This window comes from Streptomyces sp. NPDC002144 (assembly GCF_053593695.1).
On record NZ_JBSFDB010000024.1, the window covers coordinates 96418 to 115695 of the forward strand.

Here is a 19278-nt window from a genome sequence, read left to right on the forward strand (position 1 = left end):
GCAGCCCCGTGCCTAGCGGATGTTCGGGTCGAAGGTGAAGATCACCAGCGTGCCCAGCAGGATGGTGAACACCGTGGCGGTGTAGAGCAGGCCCTTGAGCCACAGCCGGGTGTTCGCGCGCTCCGCGTAGTCGTTGATGACCGTGCGCAGGCCGTTGGCGCCGTGCAGCATCGCGAGCCAGAGCATCAGCAGGTCCCAGACCTGCCAGAAGGGGCTCGCCCAGCGGCCGGCCACGAAGGCGAAGCCGACCTTCGACACACCGCCGTCGAGCACGAGCTGGATCAGCAGGTGGCCGAGGACCAGGACGACCAGCACGATGCCGGACAGGCGCATGAAGAGCCAGCCGTACATCTCGAAGTTGCCCCGGGTGGACTTCGGGGACTTCTTGGTGCGCTTGCGCGGGGCCTCGATGAACGGTGCCGGGTTGTCGACGTTGTAGAGGGACTCGCCCTCGACCGGGCCGACGCCGGAGGGGGTGGATTCGGTGGTGGCCATCGGTGTCAGCTCCCGAACAGTTCACGAGCGGCGTGGCCGAGGACGGGGTAGATCGCCCCGATCATCAGCACGACCCAGATGCCCACGACGGACCAGAGCATCTGCTTCTGGTAGCGCGGGCCCTTCGACCAGAAGTCGACGGCGATGACGCGCAGGCCGTTGAGCGCGTGGAAGAGGATGGCGGCGACGAGGCCGTACTCCAGCAGTCCCACGATCGGGGTCTTGTACGTGGCTACGACCTTGTCGTAGTCCTCGGGTGACACACGGACGAGAGCGGTGTCCAGCACGTGAACGAACAGGAAGAAGAAGATGAGGACGCCGGTGACTCGGTGAGCCACCCAGGACCACATTCCTTCCCGGCCGCGGTACAGCGTTCCAGCCGGCACGGAAGTCCCTCCGGGAGCGGGGATTGGGGCCGCGCCGGCTTGTGCTGTCGGTCGGGCCCGGCCGGGTACGGTCCACCGGCCCCCAGCATCGTATCCACCGTTGCCTGCGGCGCTTACGCCGGGCCTACCGGTGTGATCAAAGTGGCACGCGGATGGGTGAGCTTCGCGGCTTCTGACGTGGGATGCCCTGCTATGGGCCGGGTGCTGGTTCGTTGTGGCCGGCCGCGCCCCTGAGCATGCCGGACAGCCGTTCTTTCGCCAGGCGCCGGAGTTCCTCTGCCGCCACCACTCGCTCGTCCTCCGGATCGTTCGTCAACCGTGACCGGATGGCTGCCAGTACGTGGTCCAGCACCTGGCCCGGAGGCAGACCGTCCACGCAGATCACGAAGGCATGGCCGAATTTCGTCTCGTATGCGGCTTGTGCCGCTCTCATCGCGGTATGGGCGGCTGAGTACGTGCCGTCGGGTAGCGTGGGGAGGGTCTCGGCGGCCAGGGCTTCCGAGAGGTCCGCCGGGCTCAGGTCGTACGCCGCCTCGTCGGAGGCGGCCAGCAGCGCGGCGATGTCCGGGTAGGGGCGGTGGTCCGCCACCCGGTGGGCCCAGCGGAGGCTGCGGAGGCAGTCCAGGAGGATTTTGCGGGCGTCGTCGGCCGGGGCCGTGTTGAAGACGTCCAGGAGGGTGGGCAGCGTCGGTATGGCCGCTCGGCCGGGAAGGTGTGTGGGCGTCACGTGTGTTTCGGCAGGGGAAGCTGTGAGAGGTGTGACGTCACGTTATCGAGAGTGGGCGTGACGTGTCCGACGGATGCCCGAATTTCACCCGCAGGGGAGAGTTTCGGAACGCTTGGTGGACCCCCGCGTCCGCCCGGGAGTCTTAGGTTGGCGGAGTGAGTCAGCACAGGCGGCGTCGGCGGCCGGCGCGGAACGTGAAGCCAGGGATCGTGATCGGGGCGGCGCTCGCCGTGACGGTCGGGGCCGGAGTGAGCCTCGGCCTGTGGGCCTCCGGGGGTGACGACAGCGCGCCCGCCGCGTCCGCGCGGGAGCAGGCGCAGAAGTCCGGCGGCGGCTCGGACCCCACGTCCACCGCGCCGCGCGCGGGCACCCCGACTCCGAGCCCGACCCGCTCGTACCCCCTCTCACAGGCCCCGCAGACCATTCCCGCCGTGCGCTCGCACACCGCGGCGCGCGGACCCGGCTGGCGCCCCGCACGCGGTGAGCGCGTGGTGGTGGGCGATCCGCGGCTGGCCGACGAGGGCCGGCTGATCGCCTCCGAGCTGGGGCTGACGTACGCCGGTGAGAGGAACGACGTCAAGGCCGGGGACGTGCGGCTGGCGCTGGGCGGCCAGGGCGCGAATCCGGAGTCGTACGTCATGACCGTGCGCGGCGGACGGGTGAGCATCAGCGGGCCCGCCGACTCCGGGGTCTTCTACGGCACGCGCACGCTGAAGCAGGAGGTGCACGGCGGCCGTTCGGCGCCCGAGGGTGTCGTACGCGACCAGCCGGCCAAGCCGGTGCGCGGGTTCATGCTGGACATCGCGCGCAAGAACTTCACCGCGCGGTGGATCGAGGACCGGGTGCGGGAGCTCGGTGACCTGAAGTTCAACCAGCTGGGCCTGCACTTCTCCGACGACCAGGGCTTCCGGATCGAGTCCAGCAGCCATCCCGAGGTCGTCTCGCAGCCGCATCTGACCAAGGCCGAGGTGAAGCGGATCGTCGCGCTCGCGGCCTCGCGGCACATCACCGTGGTGCCCGAGATCGACTCGCCGGGACACCTGGGAGCGGTGATCGCCGCCCATCCGGATCTGCAGCTGCGCAATGTCCGGGGCGTGCCCGTGCGCGGCGCGGTCGACATCTCCAAGCCCGCCGCGGCGAAGATCGTCGACGATCTGCTGAACGAGTACGCCGGTCTCTTCCCCGGCGACCAGTGGAACCTCGGCGGTGACGAGTACCAGGCGCTCGTCGTGTCCAATCCGCAGGCGTCCTTCCCGCAGCTGGCCACCGCCGCCCGGGAGAAGTACGGCTCCGGCGCGACCGTCTCCGACCTGACGACCGGATGGCTCAACGACCGCGCGGACACGATCCGCGCCCACGACCGCACGATGCGCGCCTGGAACGACGGCTTCCTCCGCGGCACGTCGGTGCAGCCCGCGAAGGACCTCCAGGTCGGGTACTGGACCGGCAAGGAGTACGGGGCCCGTCAGCCGGTCGAGTACCTGAGCGCGGGGCGGAAGGTCATCAACTACAACGACGAGTACCTGTACTACGTGCTCGGACAGCCCAACAACTTCGTCTACCCGACCGGGCAGCGCATCTACGAGCAGTGGACCCCGCTCGTGGTGCGCGGCACCACGGCGGTACCCGCGCGGTACGACGGGCAGATCCTCGGTGGTTCCTTCGCCGTGTGGTGCGACCTGTCGAACTCGCAGACACAGGACCAGGTCGCGGCCGGCATCCGGATGCCGCTGCGGGCCACGGTCCAGAAGCTGTGGGATCCGGGGCGGCCCGCGCTGTCGTGGACGGGGTTCAAGTCTTTGGCGAACCGGCTGGGTTGACGCCGGCTCTCTTCTCCCATAGGGCTGCGGACATGGGCTACTGGGGGTATTACGTCGTCGGGCGCGACGAGCGGCCGCTGGCCGGGCTGGACGCGCTGGCCGGCGCCAAGGAGGGCATGGAGCTGCGGGCCGAGGCGCCCGGCGGCTGGCAGGTGTGGGAGTACCCGAGCGAGGACGGCGAGCTCGGGAACATGAACGTCCTCGCCGCTCAGACCGGCGCGCCGGCGCTCTTCGGGTACGTCATGGACAGCGCGTCGGTGGTCGTCGAGGCGGCGGCGCCGGAGAGCGGCGCCTGGACCACGTGTCTGGCGCGGGCCGCGATGGCCGGGTACCTCGATGCCGGGAACGAGGGGCTCACCCTCGAGGACTACTTCCTGGAACCCCGCGATGCCGCCGAGCGGGCCGTCGCCTGGGCCGCGGAGGCCGGGCACGAGGTGACGGCGGAGCCGCTGGTCGAGGTCCTGACCGCGGAGCCCGATCCGTTGGCGGAAAATCTCTTCTTCAGGCTGCTCGACCGGCTCGGGGTGGTGCCCCTGTGACACTCACGGGCCGTCGCGCGCAGTAAGGGGAAGTGCGGGCTCCGTTAAGGAAGGGCCCGGTGAAGGCCCGGTGGAGCCTCGCAGGGGCCCGCAGAGGGAGGCGTGGATGAGCCTGGTGGAACTGATCGCTCAGGCCGACGAACGCGGACTGGCCGCCAGCGGGCTGGCTTGTTTGGATCGCTGCGTGCCGCTGCTGGGCGGCGACGACGAGGTGCTGCGGCCGCTGTGGGGGAGCCTGTCCGACGCCGGGGACGACGCGGAGTGGGGGACGCTGCTGGAGCAGGTGCGGGGCAAGCTGACCGGAGCCGAGGAGTACGCCGGGTCCGTCGAGGACGAGGCGGCGCTGCTGGCTCGGCGGATGCTGGCCGCCGCGCCGGCGGAGCGGTCGGGCGGGGAGATGCGGGTGTGGGCCGACGGGTGTTCGGTCGCCGCGCTGCAGATACACCGGCTGCTGGACCCGCTCGCTGACGGGCACTCCTCGGTCGACTCCCGGCGGGAGGGGCTGACGGAGGGCATGTCGCCGCTGGTGGCGGCGGAGCTGCGGCGGCAGACGACCGTTCTGGAACTGCTCGCCGGGCACGGTCCCGCCGGGCTGCGGCGGGCGCTGGAGGTGTCGGTGGAGGGGCGCCGGGTGCTGCGGGCCGTCGTCTCGCGGCGGGCGCGGACGCACCGGGGACCCTCAGCGCAGTAGGCACTTCACCACCGCGTCTCCGTACTCCGTCGTGCGGGCGTAGAAGGCGGCGAGGTCGCGGTGGGCCGCCGCGAACAGGGCGTGCAGCTCCGGTTCGGCGTCGGGGCCGCCGTAGTCGGCCAGCAGGTCGTTTCTCGCCTTCTGCCAGAGGGACTCGAAGTCCGTCGACTCCAGGAACGTGCTGACCCGGGCCACCTGGGCCGCCGTCAGCAGCAGGAACGGGGGCACGGAGGTGCCGCCGAGGACCACGTCGGCCGCCGGGCCGTAGAGGGCGTGCTGGTCCAGGTAGGTCGTGTCCAGCACCTCCTCACGGTGGCGGTCCATACGTTCGCGCACGGTGTCCCAGTCGTCCTCGAACAGCCGCTGCAACCAGTTCGCGCTGTTGCGCAGCGCCGAGGGCGGCACCGCGCGGAGATGGAAGTACAGGCTCATCAGTGAGAGGAGCGCACGGAACGGGCGAAGCGTCACTCCCGGTCAAAACGTGCAGCTGAGGGGTTCCTGTGACCGTGGTGCGGCGGAGCTGGGGCGGTCCTGCACCGGTACCGGGGAAGGGCCCCATTCCGTGTGACACACGGCACGCCAGGACCGCTCATGGCTATGTGACTACCTTCCACGAGACCAGGCCGAACGCGGCGGCGAAGCCCGTGCGGTGGGCGGCGGACGCGGTGGCGACGATGCGGGAGGGGGCGCGGCTGCGCCTCGACTACTCGGCGCAGAGCCTGTGGCGCGTCGACCGCCTGATCGAGGAGATGCGCCGGGACGCGCCGCCGTACGCCGCCGTGGAGCGGGTGCTGCGCGGCTTCGGGGCGTACGCGGGTGAGGTGATCGTCCGTCAGACCGGGGCCGAGTGGTGGGCGAGCGGGGGCGAGCACTGGCTGCGCACGCCGGACGGGCGGCTGTGGGACCCGGTCGACGAGGCCCGGCGGTGCTTCCTCGGTGACGGGTCGCTGCGGTTGCTGTGCCGGGAGGCGGGGGCAGGGTCGCGGTAACGGCGGTGGGGCGGTAAGGACGGTAACGGCGGTGAGCGCGGGAGCAAAATCGCCGTAATAAGAGACGCGGCCGTTCCCAAACAAGTGTGACGCGGAGCACGATGGGGGCATGGCTGACAACCGTCGTTGGTGGGCCCTCGTCGTCATCGCGCTCGCCCAGTTGATGGTCGTCCTCGACATGACCATCGTGAACATCGCCCTGCCGTCCGCCCAGTCCGCGCTGCACATGTCGGACGGGAACCGGCAGTGGGTCATCACCGCGTACACGCTGGCCTTCGGTGGGCTGCTGCTGCTCGGCGGCCGGGTCTCCGACCTGGTGGGCCGGAAGACGACCTTCGTCATCGGGCTGCTCGGCTTCGCCGCCGCCTCCGCGCTCGGCGGTGCCGCGGCGAACTCCGGGATGCTGTTCGGCGCGCGGGCCCTGCAGGGCGTCTTCGCCGCGCTGCTCGCCCCGTCCGCGCTGTCGCTGCTGGCCACGACCTTCACCGACCCCAAGGACCGCGGGAAGGCGTTCGGCATCTTCGGCGCGATCATCGGCGCCGGTGCCGCGGTGGGCCTGCTCGCGGGCGGGTTCCTGACCCAGTACCTGAACTGGCGCTGGTGCCTCTACGTCAACGTGCCCATCGCCCTGATCGCCTTCTTCGGCGCCATGGCCCTGCTGGAGTCCGGCGTCCGCCACCCCGGCGCCCGTCTGGACGTGCCGGGCGCGTTGCTCGGGTCGGCCGGGATGCTCTCGCTCGTGTACGGCTTCTCCGAGGCGGAGTCCAGGGGCTGGAGCGACGGCCTGGTGCTGACGCTGCTCGCCGCCGGGGTCGTCCTGCTCGCGGTGTTCGGATGGTGGCAGACACGGGCGCGGGTGCCGCTGCTGCCGATGTCGGTGGTGAAGGACCGGCAGCGGGTCGGGGCGTTCCTGACCGTGCTGCTGACCACCATCGGCATGTTCGGCGTCTTCCTGTTCCTCACCTACTACATGCAGGGCATCCTCGGATACTCGCCGGTCAAGACGGGCCTCGCCTATCTGCCCATCACCGTCGGCATGATCACCGGCTCCACGCAGGTCGCCGCCCGGCTGCTGAACCGGGTGCCGCCCCGGGCGCTGATGGTGCCGGGGCTGCTGGTGGCCGCGGGCGCGCTGGCGATCATCGCGCAGGTGGGCGTGGAGCCCGCCTACGCCTCGCACATCCTGCCCGCGATGCTGATGCTGGGCCTCGGCATGGGCACGGCGATGATGACGTCCGTGTCGCTGGCCACCGGAAGCGTCCCGCCGCGAGACTCGGGCGCGGCCTCCGCGACCTTCAACACCGCGCAGCAGGTGGGCGGTTCGATCGGTACGGCGCTGCTGAACACCATCGCCGCGACCGTGACCGCGCGCTATCTGACCGCGCACGCGGGACCCGGGGTGAACCGGCGGCAGCTCGCGGCCGAGGCCACCGTGCACGGCTTCAACGTCGCCACCTGGTGGGCGATGGCGGCCCTGCTGCTGGCCGCGCTGATCGCCGGGGTGGTCGTGAACGCGGACCGGGCGCCCACTCCGCAAGCCGCGCAGGAGAGGACGCCCGAACCGGTCGACACCGCCATGTGACGTACTACTCGATGTACACGAACTACTCGATGTACACGATCTACTTGATGTACACGAGGCCGTCCGTCGTGACCGTCGGACGGCCGCTCGTGCCGACCACCACGATCTTCACCGTGTGCTTGGCGCTCCCGGACCAGGTCCTGGTCCAGATCGCCTGGCGGTACAGGGTCGTCGAGGACTTCAGGTCGACCGTGCTCACCTTCACGCCGTCGACGTACACGTACGCTTGACCCGAGGTGGACGCCCGCGACACCACCCAGGAAGCCGAGCGGCCGGTGAAGGTCCACGTCAGGCTCGCGCCCTTGGAACCGCTGGAGTACGACTTCCCGCCGAGGTAGCTGCTGGACGAACGGGCCGTCCAGCTGCCGGACCTGACGGCCGAGGTCTCCTGCAGGATCACCGGCGTGTAGGACGGCGACGAGGTGCGGGTGTTGCCCGCGTAGTCGTACGCCTTCATCGACCAGGTGCTCGCCGTACCGGACGGGGCGGTGCGGCTGGAGCCGGTCGTGGTCGGGCCGAAGGCGGCCGTCGTCGGCGACAGCAGGCTCACCGACTTCAGGGCCGCGTCGTCGGCCGCCTTCCAGCCGAGGGTGACCGGGACGGCCGTGGTGGCGACGGTGCCGGTGCGCAGGGAGATCTTCGGCGCGGTCGTGAAGGTGGGGGCCGTGGTGTCGGTGACGACGGTCAGCGCGGAGCTCGTCGCGGTCTTGCCGGACTGGTGCACGGCCCGTACGGCGACGCTGTGACGGCCCGAAGGCAGCGTGGCGCCGACCGAGGTGGCCGTGCCGACGGCGGTGGCCGCGACCTTGCCGTCCACCAGCAGCTCGAACCGGGAGATCAGCGAACCCGGAGTCGTCGTCGACCACTTCGCCGTGATCGCGCCCTTGGTGTAGTACGTCGAGCCGGACAGGGCCGCACCGGACACCGAGGTGAGCTTCAGGCCCTGCACCGGGCCGGACGCCCAGGCGCGGATCGTCGGCAGCTGGGCGTAGAGGGAGCTGCCGGGGCACTGGGTGTTGTAGCCGTCGCGGTGACCGGAGATCCGGTTGAAGGTGTAGGAACCGCCCGCGGTGAAACCGGTGCCGAAGTAGTTCGTCTGCGCGGCGCCCGACTTGAGCTGCACGGTCGTCGCCGGGTCCGCGTCGTACTGGCCGAGCTTCCAGGCCGCGATCCGGGCGACCGACTCCAGCGCGGCGTTGGAGGCACCGGTGGTGGTGTACTCGCCGAGCACCGCGATGCCGGCCGACTCGCGGTTCCAGCCGTAGGTGTGCGCGCCGAGCACGGGACGGTCGACGCCGCCCTTGCGGCCCTCGAAGATCGTGCCGCACTTGTCGACCAGGAAGTTGTAGCCGACGTCGTTCCAGCCGTTGGTCTGCGTGTGGTACGCGTAGATGCCCCGCACGATCGCCGCGGAGTCGGCGCACGAGTAGTCGTTCGAGCCGTCCGTGTGGTGCACGAACACGGCCTTCACATCGGCGTTGTAGTCCGACGGATCGGGGCTGAGCGACTCGTCGGCGCCCCAGCCGGCCCGCGAGACGATCGGCGGCTCGGGCACGGTGGACGGCGGCGCCGGCGGGACGCTCACGGACGCGCTCGCCGACGGGGACGAACTCGCGGACGGGGAGGCCGAGTCGCTCGCCGGCGCGGAGACGCTGTCGCTCGGGGAGACGGAGCCGGTCGGTGACCCGGAGTCCGTCGGTGACCCGGAGTCGGTCGGCGGCACGGAGTCGCTCGGGCTCGGGCTGTCGCTCGGGGACGTGCCGTCCGTCGGGCTCGCCTCCGCCACGTACGCGGCCGGCTCGGTGGCCTTCGTCTCGGCGGTCGTCGCGACGCCGGGGTCGACCAGGTTGACCTGCAGGCCCTTGGGCAGGCCCGCGCTGGTGGAGCCGTCCTTGTGGACGACCTGGACCTCGACGCCGTCGGAGGGCCCGACCCACAGCGGCTCGGACGCGCCGCGGGCGTCGGGACCGGCCTCGGGGTCGACCAGCGGAGCGGTGTCCGTCTCCAGGTCGCGCCAGGCGGACCAGGCGCCGGTCTCCTTGCTGCGGGTACGGACCTGGGCGGTGCCGTGCAGCCGCTGGGTCGGCCCCGTCCAGGAGACGCCGAGCATCGAGAACTGCCTGGTCTCGGTGCGGGGCAGCTCCCGCTTGCCGCTCGCGGTGCCCTTCAGCGCCAGGTCGTAGACCTTCACCGGGCGCTTGGCCCGGACCCCGGCGCCGGGGTCGGCGGACGGGCCGGCGACGGCGTACGTCACCACACCCCCGCTCCCCAGCACCACCGCGCCGAGCGTCAGCCACGCCCGGCGCTTGAAGCTCAGCGGTCTGTACGCACGCGTGCCGCGTGGACTCACTACCCCACCCCTAGAAAAGAAAGACCGTGACCGTAATACCTGCCACATCTGTCACATCTGCCACAACTGTCACACCAGTCATGCCTGTCACTTGCGTTGCACAGGTGGCACATACACACAGCGTTGACCGATGGCCAAACGTCACCCCGGGTGTTCCGGGCGCTCCCGATCGACGGGCTGTGACACTTCGGTGACGCCTGGCGCTGATGAGCGTGGAGGTGTGCGCACGGACGGAGGTGCCGCACGGGGCGGGCCCGGCAGGGCCACCTTCGCACGCGTACGAACGAGGACAGTCGTTGGGCCAGGCACGGGAACCCCGCCGCACGCAGGCGTCCGACGGGGAGCTGGGCGCGGCCGTCGCGCGGGCCCAGGAGGGCGACGAGGCCGCGTTCGCGGCGGCGTACCGGATCGTGCAGCCCGGACTGCTCGGCTATCTGCGCGGGATCGTCGGGGACGACGCGGAGGACGTGGCGTCGGACGCCTGGCTGGAGATCGCCCGCGATCTCGGACGGTTCCGCGGCGACGGGGCGGGCTTCCGCGGCTGGACGGCGACCATCGCCCGGCACCGCGCGCTGGACCATCTGCGCCGGCAGAAGGTACGGCCCCGGTCGGCGGGGCTTGAGCAGGACGTACTGGATCTGCCCGGGCCGCACAGCACCCACGACCAGGCCCTGGAGGCGCTGTCCACCGAACGCGCCCTGGAACTCCTCCGCGGACTGCCCCGCGACCAGGCCGAGGCCGTGCTGCTGCGGGTGGTCGTCGGCCTCGACGGCCCCACCGCGGCCCGCGTCCTCGGCAAACGCCCCGGCGCGGTCCGCACGGCCGCCCACCGGGGCCTGAAGCGCCTGGCCGCCCTGCTCGGCGCCCAGGGTGTGACGAATGACGACCCCCGGACGCTGGGGGAGTCGAAATGAACGTCAGCGACGGAACATACGTCAACCACGGCGTGGACGCCGACGACGCGACGGCCCCGACCGGACGCACGACGTACGAGGACACCACCACGGCTCCGCGCCCCGACTCCGACACGGGAGTCGCGGATGCCGGTGGCGGTTACGGCGACGGCGGACGGCCGTCGGACACGGATGGATGCGGGCATGGGTGAACGGCAGAGCGAGGGCGGTGCCCCCGGTCGTCGGCGTGCGCACCATGACGGCAGCGTGTCCGGGGCCGGGCAGCGGGCGGACGGACCAGAACTGGAGTTCCTGCTGGCCGGGGTCATGCGGTCCGCAGGCGTCGACGGCGAGGCCGAGCAGCGGGCGGTGGCCGCGTTCCGGGAGGCGAGGGACGCCGGCGCGCACCGCGCGCGGACCCGGCGCCGTGACGACTGGCGCCCGCGTGAGCGCACCCGCACCCGCCGTTCCCTGCGGGCCACGCTCACCCTGTCGCTGGCCGGTCTCACCCTGGGCGGCGTCGCGTTCGCGGCGATCGGCACCGTCGGCTCGTCCGGCCCCGACCACAAGAACCCGCCCCAGGCGCAGCCCACCGCGCCCACCACCCACCCCTCACCCCGAGGGTCGGACGGCTCGACCGCGCCCGGCAGCGCGCACCCGGCCCACCCGTCCACCGCGCAGGACACCGAGGCCCACTGCAAGGCCTACGAGCACGTCAAGGGCAACGGCAAGGCACTGCAGTCGACGGCCTGGCAACGGCTGATCACGGCCGCGGGCGGCGAGGCGAACGTCGCGGCCTACTGCGCCGAGCAGCTGGGACTTCAGACGGCCACCCCCATGCCCGGCAGCGGCAAGGGCAACGGAGCCGACGACGCCGGCAAGTCCGGCAATGGCAAGAGCGCCGACAAGGGCAACGGCAACGGCGGCAACGGGAAGAACGGCTGACAGCCGCCCGCGAACCCAGCGGTTTCGGCCACCGAAGCAACGGCCGGGGCCGCCACCCCCCACAGGAGAGGCCCCGGCCGTCGCGCGGTCGGGCCGCGCGGCGGCCCGTATCTCCTACAGCGCCATGAGTGCGGTTTCTGTCACACCCCGGGTGCGACCAGTCCCGTAACGGAGTGGTTGAGAATTGTACGGACATGGACGAGCAGCGGTTTCAGGTCGTAACGTGCCTTTCGCGCCGGGCGTGGCTCTCGCATGATCGCCGTGACCACCGGCCGACCTTCGACTGAGGAATTACGGGTGCTGGGGGACGACGCGGAGCTGACCGCCGCGGTGCTTGCGGCACAGGACGGGGACGAGACCGCGTTCCGTGCTGTGTACCGAACCGTGCACCCCCGGCTGCTCGGATACGTCCGCACCCTCGTCGGCGACCCGGACGCGGAGGACGTGACCTCCGAGGCCTGGCTGCAGATCGCCCGCGACCTGGACCGGTTCAGCGGAGACGCGGACCGCTTCCGGGGCTGGGCGGCCCGGATCGCCCGCAACCGCGCCCTGGACCACATACGGATGCGCGGCCGCCGCCCCGCGATCGGCGGCGACGAGACGGAACTGACCGCCAGGCCCGCGGAGTCCGACACGGCGGGCGAGGCCATGGAGGCCCTCGCCACCGACCACACCCTCTCCCTGATCGCCCGGCTGCCGCAGGACCAGGCCGAGGCGGTCGTGCTGCGTGTGGTCGTGGGCCTCGACGCCAAGAGCGCGGCCGAGACGCTCGGCAAGCGGCCGGGCGCCGTCCGTACGGCCGCGCACCGCGGTCTGAAGCGTCTCGCCGAACTGCTCGGCGAGGATCCGGAATCGAGCGGCGGCCTCGACGCGCTGCCGCCCCAGCGAGAACCGCACGGCCGTGCGGTGACGTCCGCGAGTGTGACGCATCTGCGCGCGCGGACGCAGAAGGACATGTGATGGCCGACGAGCAGTACAAGTGGCTGGACCGCGAAACAGCGGAGCTTTTGCTGCGCGGTGGGTCACTGGACGCCGTCGACACCACCGCCCGCGACCAGGCCGAACGGCTCGCGAAAACCCTGGAGTCGCTCACCCCGGAGGCGCCGGGCCACGCCGAACTCCCCGGCGAGGCAGCCGCCCTGGCCGCGTTCCGCGCAGCACGCTCGACCGCTGACGCCAACGCGGGCGCCGCCGAGCAGACCAGCGCGGGCCACCGAGACGGACACCGCCAGACCTCCGATGTCGATCGCCTCGCGGGCGGTCACAGCAGCCCTCCCGGGGGCGGTCATGACGCCGGGCTCATCAGTATCGGCGCCCCCGGCCGTGCCGCCGGGCGGCCCCGCTGGAGCCGGCCCGCGCGGTTCGGGATGGCCGCAGCGCTGGCGGTCGGCATGGTCGGCGGGGTCGCCGCCGCGGCGACAAGCGGAATCCTGCCGACGCCGTTCGACCGTGACGAGCCGGGCCCGGCCGTCTCGGCCGGGGTCACCCCCGACCGTCCGCCGGTCTCGCCCACGCCGAGCGGAGCCCAGGTCGCGCCCACGCCCGACGACTCCACCGGCGGTACCCCCGAAGCGGGCACTCCGGGCGGCACGCCCGACGACGGCCCGACGGCCAAGTCCGGTGCCGAAGCAGGGAGTTGGTGGCGCGAGCAGGCTCCCTCGACGTGCCGTGACGCGCTCGGCGGCAAGGAACTGACCCCTCACCGCAGACAGGCCCTGGAGAACGCGGCCGGCGGCGCCACACCCGACCGCGTCTGGAAGTACTGCAAGACCGTCCTCGGCGCCGAGGCCAACGCCCGCGACGGCAAGAACGCCAAGGGCAACAAGGGCAAGGGCAACGGCAACGGCAAGGGCGACGACGGCCGGGGCAACGGCAAGGGAAACGGCAAGGGCGGCCGGGGCGAGGGCAACGGCTCCGGAGGTCAGGGCGACCAGGGCGGCCACGGCGGCGACGACGAAGGCAACCACATAGCGCCTGGTGGCGGTTCCGGCGGCAGCGGAACGGGCACGGGCGACGGCCCCCTGATGTCCGCCGCGCCCCTGGCGGCGCACACCCCGGCGCCGACCCCGACGTACACCGCCCTCTGAACCGTCAGTCGCCCCCGCTGACCTGCGTCGACGCAAGTGGTGATGTTTTCTCGGCCTCGCCAGTAACGTTTTCGGCCGTTCCGACGCAGTAGAGAGTGAGCCGACTGGTCATCGGCCGTCGCACAGAGCCGGGGTTCCCCCCGTACCCACGGCTCGTGCACCTCGGCGCGGGCGGGACACGTTCCCCCGGTCCCGCCCGCGCCCCACACATCCCCTTCTCCGTACGCCTCAGCGGTACACGACGACCTTGTCGCCGTTGCGCACCTGCGCGTACAGGCTCGAGATCGCCGCCTCGTCCCGGACGTTGACGCAGCCGTGCGAGCCGCCGGCGTAACCGCGGGCCGCGAAGTCGTACGAGTAGTGCACCGCCTGGCCGCCGCTGAAGAACATGGCGTACGGCATCGGGGAGTCGTAGAGCGTCGACCAGTGGTCGCGGGACTTCCAGTACACGTGGAACACGCCCTCCCGGGTGGGCGTGCCGACGGCGCCGAAGCGGACGGACATCTCCGAGACCGTCCGGCCGTCGATCATCCAGCGCAGGGTGCGGGTGGTCTTGTCGATGCACAGCACACGCCCGGTCGTGCAGCGCGGATCGGGGGCGCCGGCGGGCTGCCCGCCCATCAGGTACAGCTCCCATGTGCCCGGCTCGTGGGTCATCTTCTTCAGCCGCTGCCAGGTGACGGTGTCCGTCTCACCGGTTTTCGGCAGTCCCCGCTTGCCCTGGAACCCCTTGACCGCGGCCTCGGTCAGGTCGTCGTACGACCCCGTCGGACCGTCGAAGAGCCAGTCGACCTGCCTGAGCCGCGCCTGGAGTTCCCGCACGCCCGATCCCGAGTCGCCGCGCGACCACAGCACGGCGGCGCCGGAGCCGGACGTGGCGGGGGGCGTGCTCCGCCCGCCGCCGGACCCGGAGGCCGACGGGGTGCTGCTCGGCAGCACGATGTGCACCGGCGATCCGCCCTTGCCGTCGCCTCCCTGCACGGTGCAGCCCCAGACGCTCACCAGAGCCACGAGCGCCGCGCCGACGGCGGCCTTGGTGCCCATGCCCGTAGTACGCAAAGCCGACCCCCGACGTCTCACCGATGAGCCCGTGTGTCACCTGACATGCTGCCCGCGGGTGACGCCTCGCGAACGGCGGTGCATGGTTGTGACGGAGGCCGCAGAACACCTGTGAGGAAGGTCCCAGCGTGCTCCCCTGCAAGGGCCGCACGGGCACCGCTACGCTCCGCAGGAGGGTCGGTCTGTACTGGCCAGTAGCTCAGCGGGAGGCATCACACCATGGCGCGCGAGTCGGAGTCCGGACTGCCCATCGAGCCGGTCTACGGGCCTGGGAGCCTGGAGGGCTGGGACCCGGCCGAGAAGCTGGGCGAACCGGGCAAGTACCCGTTCACGCGGGGCGTGTATCCCTCCATGTACACCGGCCGGCCCTGGACCATGCGCCAGTACGCCGGCTTCGGTACGGCGACCGAGTCCAACGCGCGCTACAAGCAGCTGATCGCCAACGGCACGATGGGTCTGTCGGTCGCCTTCGACCTGCCCACCCAGATGGGCCACGACTCCGACGCGCCGATCGCGCACGGCGAGGTCGGCAAGGTGGGCGTCGCCATCGACTCGGTCGACGACATGCGGGTGCTGTTCGGCGGCATCCCGCTGGACAAGGTCTCCACGTCGATGACGATCAACGCGCCGGCGTCGTTGCTGCTGCTCCTGTACCAACTGGTCGCCGAGGAACAGGGCGTGTCCGCCGACCAGTTGACCGGCACGATCCAGAACGACGTGCTGAAGGAGTACATCGCGCGCGGGACGTACATCTTCCCGCCCAAGCCCTCGCTGCGTCTGATCGCCGACATCTTCAAGTACTGCAAGGCCGAGATCCCGAAGTGGAACACCATCTCGATCTCCGGCTACCACATGGCGGAGGCCGGTGCCTCGCCCGCGCAGGAGATCGCGTTCACGCTCGCGGACGGCATCGAGTACGTGCGCACGGCGGTCGCGGCCGGCATGGACGTCGACGACTTCGCCCCGCGCCTGTCCTTCTTCTTCGTGGCCCGCACGACGATCCTCGAAGAGGTCGCCAAGTTCCGTGCAGCACGGCGCATCTGGGCCCGGGTCATGCGGGAGGAGTTCGGCGCGAAGAACCCCAAGTCGCTGATGCTGCGCTTCCACACGCAGACGGCGGGCGTGCAGCTGACGGCCCAGCAGCCGGAGGTGAACCTGGTCCGCGTCGCCGTCCAGGGCCTGGCCGCGGTGCTCGGCGGCACGCAGTCCCTGCACACCAACTCCTTCGACGAGGCGATCGCGCTGCCGACCGACAAGTCGGCCCGCCTGGCCCTGCGCACCCAGCAGGTCCTCGCCTACGAGACGGACGTGACGGCGACCGTCGACCCCTTCGCCGGGTCCTACGTCATCGAGAAGATGACCGACGACGTCGAGGCGGCGGCGCTGGAACTGATGCAGAAGGTCGAGGACCTCGGCGGGGCCGTCTCCGCCATCGAACACGGCTTCCAGAAGAGCGAGATCGAGCGCAGCGCCTACCGCATCGCCCAGGAGACGGACTCCGGCGAGCGGGTGGTGGTCGGCGTCAACCGCTTCCAGCTCGACGAGGAGGAGCCCTACGAGCCCCTGCGCGTCGACCCCGCCATCGAGGCCCAGCAGGCCGAACGCCTGGCGAAGCTGCGCGCCGAGCGCGATCAGCAGGCGGTGGACGCGGCCCTGGACTCCCTGAAGAAGGCGGCCGAGGGCGAGGACAACGTCCTCTACCCGATGAAGGACGCCCTGCGCGCCCGCGCGACGGTCGGCGAGGTCTGCAACGCGCTGCGGGAGGTCTGGGGCACCTACGTGCCCTCGGACGCCTTCTGATCGGCACCGGAAGCCTTCTGATCACCACGTCACGGGGGAGTGTCAGACCCCCGTGCGAGACTCCCTTTCATGTTCGGTGTCATCGATCTCCCCACCTATCTGGCAGGCCTCGTCCTGATCATCCTGCTGCCCGGGCCCAACTCGCTGTACGTGCTGTCCGTGGCCGCCCGCAAGGGCGTGCGGGCCGGATACACCGCCGCGGCCGGGGTGTGGTGCGGGGACGCCGTGCTGATGACCCTGTCGGCCGCCGGGGTGGCCTCCCTGCTCCAGGCCAACGCCGTGCTGTTCGGGATCGTGAAGTACGCGGGGGCCGGTTACCTGACGTGGCTCGCGGTCGGGATGATGCGGGCCGCGTGGGGGCTGTGGCGCGACCGGCGGGGGCCGGAGGTCGCGGAGGAGGACGCCGCCGGCGTCACCGACGAGCGGCCCTACCGCCGTGCCCTCGTCGTCAGCCTCTTCAACCCCAAGGCGATCCTGTTCTTCGTCGCCTTCTTCGTGCAGTTCGTCGACCCGGGGTACGCCTACCCGGCCCTGTCCTTCGTCGTCCTCGGCGCCTTCGCCCAGCTCGCCAGCTTCCTCTACCTCAGCGCGCTGATATGCGGCGGCACCAGGCTCGCCGCCGCCTTCCGCCGCCGTAAGCGGCTTTCGGCGACGGCGACTTCTGCGGCGGGGGTGCTGTTCCTCGGGTTCGCGGTGAAGCTGTCGCTGGCGAGCGCCTAGGGGATCTCGCGGCCCAGGGGTCGGCTCAGGCCGACCCGGGTGAGGTAGGCGTCCAGTCCGGCCGCGCAGTCGCCCGCCCAGCCGACGTAACCGTCCGGCCGGATCAGGAGGAGACCCTTGCCGTACGGCTTCGGTGTGCTCGCGTGCACGAGCCGTACCCCTTCCCCGGGGGCCGGTGCCTCGGTGTCCAGGGCGAGCAGGGTCCAGTGCGGCCCGCGGAAGGCGTCGAAGAGGCGGCCGGTGTCGCACTCCGCGTCCGGTGCGCGGTCGCCGGCGCGGACGGCGCCGGCCGGGTCCGTGCGGGTCTCCTCGGTCAGCGAGGAGTCCGGGTAGCCGAGCCCCAGCTGGCGGGTCGCCCTGCCGCGGCGCGCCTCGGCGCGGTGGATGGCGGTGGACAGGCCCAGGACATGGGCGGCGATGGGGCGCCGCTCCTCCTCGTAGGTGTCCAGGAGGTCCGCGGCCGCCCCGTCCCGCAGCACCGCGCCCAGCTTCCAGCCCAGGTTGTAGGCGTCCTGGACGCTGGTGTTGAGGCCCTGTCCGCCGGCGGGGGAGTGGACGTGCGCCGCGTCCCCGGCGAGGAGGACCCGCCCGGCGCGGAAGCGGTCCGCGAGGGCCGCGCGGGGGCGGAACTCGGAGGACCAGGACAGGGTCGTGATGTCGGCTGGGGCGATGTGCGTGCGCTCGGCGGCCACCCTGCGCACGCCCTCCAGGCCTGTGTCCACCTCCGTGCCGTCCGGGAACTGCGCGACCAACTGGAACTCGTCCGTCCCGGCGAGTGGGCAGATCGCCAGGTAGCCCGCATCCTCACCCCGGGGCGGGAAGATGTGCCAGTACTCGCGGCCGAGTCCGGTGATCCGTACGTCCGCCACCAGCACCGGGTTGGGGTCGACCGTCTCCCCGGTCATGCCGATCCCAACCGCCCGCCGCACCGCCGAACGTCCTCCGTCGGCGGCCACCAGGTAGCGGGCGCGCACCGAGGAGCCGTTCGCGAAGCGCGCCGTCACTCCGTCCGCGTCCTGCTCCAGGCCCACGAGCTCGTGCCCGAAGGCCACCTTTCCGCCGAGCTCGGTCAGGCGCGCGTACAGGACCTCCTGCGTGCGCCACTGAGGCACCATCAGCGGCAGCAGATACGGCGAGTCCTCGTCGGTGTCCTCGTCCGCGTCCATCATCCGGTGCTCGCCCTGCGGCTCGCCGTCCCGCCAGATCATCCCGACCGGATAGGGGCCGCCGGCCGCCCGCAGCGCGTCGATCACCCCGAGGTCGTCGAAGACCTCCTGCGTCCGCGGCTGCAGGCCCTTGCCCCGCGAGCCGGGCGTGAGGCCCTCGCTCCGCTCCACCACCAGCGCGTCCACCCCGCGCCGCGCGAGGTCGATGCCCAGCGTGAGGCCGGTCGGTCCGGCGCCCACGACCAGTACGTCCGTGTTCATGATCCCCTCTTCCATGATCCAGTCTCCTTAACGCTGTTAAGTGCCGTCGGTCACGAGAGTGCCCTTAACGCTGTTAAGCTGTCAAGCGTGAGTACGGAGAAGCGCGCGCCCCTCGACCGCAAGCGGGTCGCGGACACCGCCCTGAAGCTGCTGAACGAGGGCGGTCTGGAGGGCCTGACCCTGCGGGCCATCGCCAGGGAGCTGGACGTCAAGGCGCCCGCGCTGTACTGGCACTTCAAGGACAAGCAGGCCCTGCTGGACGAGATGGCGACGGAGATGTACCGCCGCATGGTCGCCGGGACCGACCTCGACCCGGACGACACCTGGCAGGAACGCATGCTGAAGGCCAACCGGGGCCTGCGCGCCGCCCTGCTCGGCTACCGCGACGGCGCCAAGGTCTACAGCGGCTCGCGCTTCACCGGCACCGAGCACGGCCGGGAGATGGAGGAGAACCTGCGCCTGTTCACCGCGGCCGGCTTCACCCTCGCGCAGGCCGTCCGGGCGAGCGCGACCGCCTACGCGTACACCATCGGTTTCGTCACCGAGGAGCAGGGCGTCCAACCCGCCCCGGGGGAGCGCCGGGAGGGCTACGACGTGGCGGAACGGGCCCGGCTGCTGGCCGAGTTCCCGCTGTCGGCGTCCGCGGGCGCGGAGATCTTCGAGGACTACGACCGGCACTTCGAGGAGGGCCTGGCGCTGCTCGTCGCGGGGATCGAGGCCCGTTACAAGCCGAAGGGGTGAGGCCCCGATGCGAAGGTCAGGACCTCA

At 71.5% G+C, this 19278-nt stretch carries 20 protein-coding genes; 13 read left to right on the forward strand and 7 right to left on the reverse strand.

Going from position 1 to position 19278, the window contains the following annotated elements:
* Positions 1-12: 12 nt before the first annotated feature.
* The 3 genes from ACWCQ1_RS31455 to ACWCQ1_RS31465 all read right to left on the reverse strand — a co-directional run bounded on the left by ACWCQ1_RS31455 (position 13) and on the right by ACWCQ1_RS31465 (position 1608).
* Complete coding sequence (locus tag ACWCQ1_RS31455; RefSeq protein ID WP_133043131.1) at positions 13-495, reverse strand: succinate dehydrogenase hydrophobic membrane anchor subunit; 483 nt, start codon at positions 493-495, stop codon at positions 13-15.
* Positions 496-500: 5 nt separating this feature from the next.
* Positions 501-881 (reverse strand): succinate dehydrogenase, cytochrome b556 subunit, encoded by a 381-nt coding sequence (gene sdhC, locus ACWCQ1_RS31460; RefSeq protein WP_133043130.1) that lies wholly within the window; start codon positions 879-881, stop codon positions 501-503.
* A gap of 190 nt (positions 882-1071) precedes the next feature.
* Positions 1072-1608: a 2-oxo-4-hydroxy-4-carboxy-5-ureidoimidazoline decarboxylase gene (locus ACWCQ1_RS31465; RefSeq protein ID WP_133043129.1), complete on the reverse strand. Its 537-nt coding sequence runs from the start codon at positions 1606-1608 to the stop codon at positions 1072-1074.
* A 194-nt stretch (positions 1609-1802) separates the two neighbouring features.
* Between ACWCQ1_RS31465 and ACWCQ1_RS31470 the strand changes: the two genes are divergently transcribed.
* The 3 genes from ACWCQ1_RS31470 to ACWCQ1_RS31480 all read left to right on the forward strand — a co-directional run bounded on the left by ACWCQ1_RS31470 (position 1803) and on the right by ACWCQ1_RS31480 (position 4658).
* Positions 1803-3428: a family 20 glycosylhydrolase gene (locus ACWCQ1_RS31470; protein ID WP_451027893.1), complete on the forward strand. Its 1626-nt coding sequence runs from the start codon at positions 1803-1805 to the stop codon at positions 3426-3428.
* A gap of 32 nt (positions 3429-3460) precedes the next feature.
* Entirely contained in the window at positions 3461-3967 is a 507-nt protein-coding gene (locus tag ACWCQ1_RS31475; protein WP_133043128.1) for a hypothetical protein, read from the forward strand.
* 106 nt (positions 3968-4073) lie between these two features.
* A complete protein-coding gene (locus ACWCQ1_RS31480; RefSeq protein ID WP_358593305.1) occupies positions 4074-4658 on the forward strand; it encodes a hypothetical protein in 585 nt (194 codons plus the stop codon).
* Here the strand turns inward: ACWCQ1_RS31480 and ACWCQ1_RS31485 are convergent.
* Complete coding sequence (locus ACWCQ1_RS31485; protein ID WP_133043126.1) at positions 4647-5090, reverse strand: DUF1877 family protein; 444 nt, start codon at positions 5088-5090, stop codon at positions 4647-4649. The genes ACWCQ1_RS31480 and ACWCQ1_RS31485 overlap by 12 nt on opposite strands.
* A 167-nt stretch (positions 5091-5257) precedes the next feature.
* Here ACWCQ1_RS31485 and ACWCQ1_RS31490 point away from each other — a divergent pair, with 167 nt between their 5' ends.
* On the forward strand, positions 5258-5647 hold the full coding sequence (locus tag ACWCQ1_RS31490; RefSeq protein WP_133043125.1) for a hypothetical protein: 390 nt from the start codon (positions 5258-5260) through the stop codon (positions 5645-5647).
* Between the two features lie 109 nt (positions 5648-5756).
* Complete coding sequence (locus tag ACWCQ1_RS31495) at positions 5757-7229, forward strand: MFS transporter (RefSeq protein WP_358593306.1); 1473 nt, start codon at positions 5757-5759, stop codon at positions 7227-7229.
* A 40-nt stretch (positions 7230-7269) separates the two neighbouring features.
* On the opposite strand, the gene ACWCQ1_RS31500 is transcribed toward ACWCQ1_RS31495, so the two are convergent.
* Complete coding sequence (locus ACWCQ1_RS31500) at positions 7270-9627, reverse strand: peptidoglycan recognition protein family protein (protein ID WP_451027894.1); 2358 nt, start codon at positions 9625-9627, stop codon at positions 7270-7272.
* Between the two features lie 248 nt (positions 9628-9875).
* On the opposite strand from ACWCQ1_RS31500, the gene ACWCQ1_RS31505 reads away from it, so the two are divergent.
* The 5 genes from ACWCQ1_RS31505 to ACWCQ1_RS31525 all read left to right on the forward strand — a co-directional run bounded on the left by ACWCQ1_RS31505 (position 9876) and on the right by ACWCQ1_RS31525 (position 13504).
* Entirely contained in the window at positions 9876-10493 is a 618-nt protein-coding gene (locus ACWCQ1_RS31505; protein ID WP_133043122.1) for an RNA polymerase sigma factor, read from the forward strand.
* Entirely contained in the window at positions 10490-10684 is a 195-nt protein-coding gene (locus ACWCQ1_RS31510; protein WP_358593308.1) for a hypothetical protein, read from the forward strand. Before ACWCQ1_RS31505 ends, ACWCQ1_RS31510 begins: the two co-directional genes overlap by 4 nt.
* Positions 10677-11417: a hypothetical protein gene (locus ACWCQ1_RS31515; protein ID WP_358593309.1), complete on the forward strand. Its 741-nt coding sequence runs from the start codon at positions 10677-10679 to the stop codon at positions 11415-11417. The genes ACWCQ1_RS31510 and ACWCQ1_RS31515 overlap by 8 nt, the downstream gene beginning before the upstream one ends.
* 297 nt (positions 11418-11714) lie before the next feature.
* On the forward strand, positions 11715-12377 hold the full coding sequence (locus ACWCQ1_RS31520) for an RNA polymerase sigma factor (RefSeq protein WP_133043119.1): 663 nt from the start codon (positions 11715-11717) through the stop codon (positions 12375-12377).
* Positions 12377-13504: a hypothetical protein gene (locus ACWCQ1_RS31525; RefSeq protein WP_451027895.1), complete on the forward strand. Its 1128-nt coding sequence runs from the start codon at positions 12377-12379 to the stop codon at positions 13502-13504. The genes ACWCQ1_RS31520 and ACWCQ1_RS31525 overlap by 1 nt, the downstream gene beginning before the upstream one ends.
* Before the next feature lie 228 nt (positions 13505-13732).
* On the opposite strand, the gene ACWCQ1_RS31530 is transcribed toward ACWCQ1_RS31525, so the two are convergent.
* Entirely contained in the window at positions 13733-14548 is an 816-nt protein-coding gene (locus tag ACWCQ1_RS31530) for a L,D-transpeptidase family protein (protein WP_133043117.1), read from the reverse strand.
* 234 nt (positions 14549-14782) lie between these two features.
* On the opposite strand from ACWCQ1_RS31530, the gene ACWCQ1_RS31535 reads away from it, so the two are divergent.
* Together ACWCQ1_RS31535 and leuE are read left to right on the forward strand one after the other, a co-directional pair.
* Positions 14783-16363, forward strand: a complete 1581-nt coding sequence (locus ACWCQ1_RS31535; protein WP_358593311.1) for an acyl-CoA mutase large subunit family protein — start codon at positions 14783-14785, stop codon at positions 16361-16363.
* Positions 16364-16432: 69 nt separating this feature from the next.
* The gene (leuE, locus tag ACWCQ1_RS31540; protein ID WP_451027896.1) at positions 16433-17083 is read left to right on the forward strand and encodes a leucine efflux protein LeuE; all 651 of its coding nucleotides are present in this window, start codon (positions 16433-16435) and stop codon (positions 17081-17083) included.
* On the opposite strand, the gene ACWCQ1_RS31545 is transcribed toward leuE, so the two are convergent.
* On the reverse strand, positions 17080-18510 hold the full coding sequence (locus tag ACWCQ1_RS31545; protein WP_451027921.1) for an FAD-dependent oxidoreductase: 1431 nt from the start codon (positions 18508-18510) through the stop codon (positions 17080-17082). The genes leuE and ACWCQ1_RS31545 overlap by 4 nt on opposite strands.
* Before the next feature lie 87 nt (positions 18511-18597).
* On the opposite strand from ACWCQ1_RS31545, the gene ACWCQ1_RS31550 reads away from it, so the two are divergent.
* A complete protein-coding gene (locus tag ACWCQ1_RS31550) occupies positions 18598-19251 on the forward strand; it encodes a TetR/AcrR family transcriptional regulator (RefSeq protein WP_358593313.1) in 654 nt (217 codons plus the stop codon).
* Positions 19252-19278: the final 27 nt, after the last annotated feature.

Coding starts and splice junctions, on each gene's coding strand:
- ACWCQ1_RS31455 (WP_133043131.1), bottom strand. CDS start 495: ATGGCCACCACCGAATCCACCCCCTCCGGCGTCGGCCCGGTCGAGGGC.
- ACWCQ1_RS31475 (WP_133043128.1), top strand. CDS start 3,461: ATGGGCTACTGGGGGTATTACGTCGTCGGGCGCGACGAGCGGCCGCTG.
- ACWCQ1_RS31480 (WP_358593305.1), top strand. CDS start 4,074: ATGAGCCTGGTGGAACTGATCGCTCAGGCCGACGAACGCGGACTGGCC.
- ACWCQ1_RS31485 (WP_133043126.1), bottom strand. CDS start 5,090: ATGAGCCTGTACTTCCATCTCCGCGCGGTGCCGCCCTCGGCGCTGCGC.
- ACWCQ1_RS31495 (WP_358593306.1), top strand. CDS start 5,757: ATGGCTGACAACCGTCGTTGGTGGGCCCTCGTCGTCATCGCGCTCGCC.
- ACWCQ1_RS31500 (WP_451027894.1), bottom strand. CDS start 9,627: ATGTGGCAGGTATTACGGTCACGGTCTTTCTTTTCTAGGGGTGGGGTA.
- ACWCQ1_RS31510 (WP_358593308.1), top strand. CDS start 10,490: ATGAACGTCAGCGACGGAACATACGTCAACCACGGCGTGGACGCCGAC.
- ACWCQ1_RS31515 (WP_358593309.1), top strand. CDS start 10,677: ATGGGTGAACGGCAGAGCGAGGGCGGTGCCCCCGGTCGTCGGCGTGCG.
- ACWCQ1_RS31525 (WP_451027895.1), top strand. CDS start 12,377: ATGGCCGACGAGCAGTACAAGTGGCTGGACCGCGAAACAGCGGAGCTT.
- ACWCQ1_RS31530 (WP_133043117.1), bottom strand. CDS start 14,548: ATGGGCACCAAGGCCGCCGTCGGCGCGGCGCTCGTGGCTCTGGTGAGC.
- ACWCQ1_RS31535 (WP_358593311.1), top strand. CDS start 14,783: ATGGCGCGCGAGTCGGAGTCCGGACTGCCCATCGAGCCGGTCTACGGG.
- leuE (WP_451027896.1), top strand. CDS start 16,433: ATGTTCGGTGTCATCGATCTCCCCACCTATCTGGCAGGCCTCGTCCTG.
- ACWCQ1_RS31545 (WP_451027921.1), bottom strand. CDS start 18,510: ATGAACACGGACGTACTGGTCGTGGGCGCCGGACCGACCGGCCTCACG.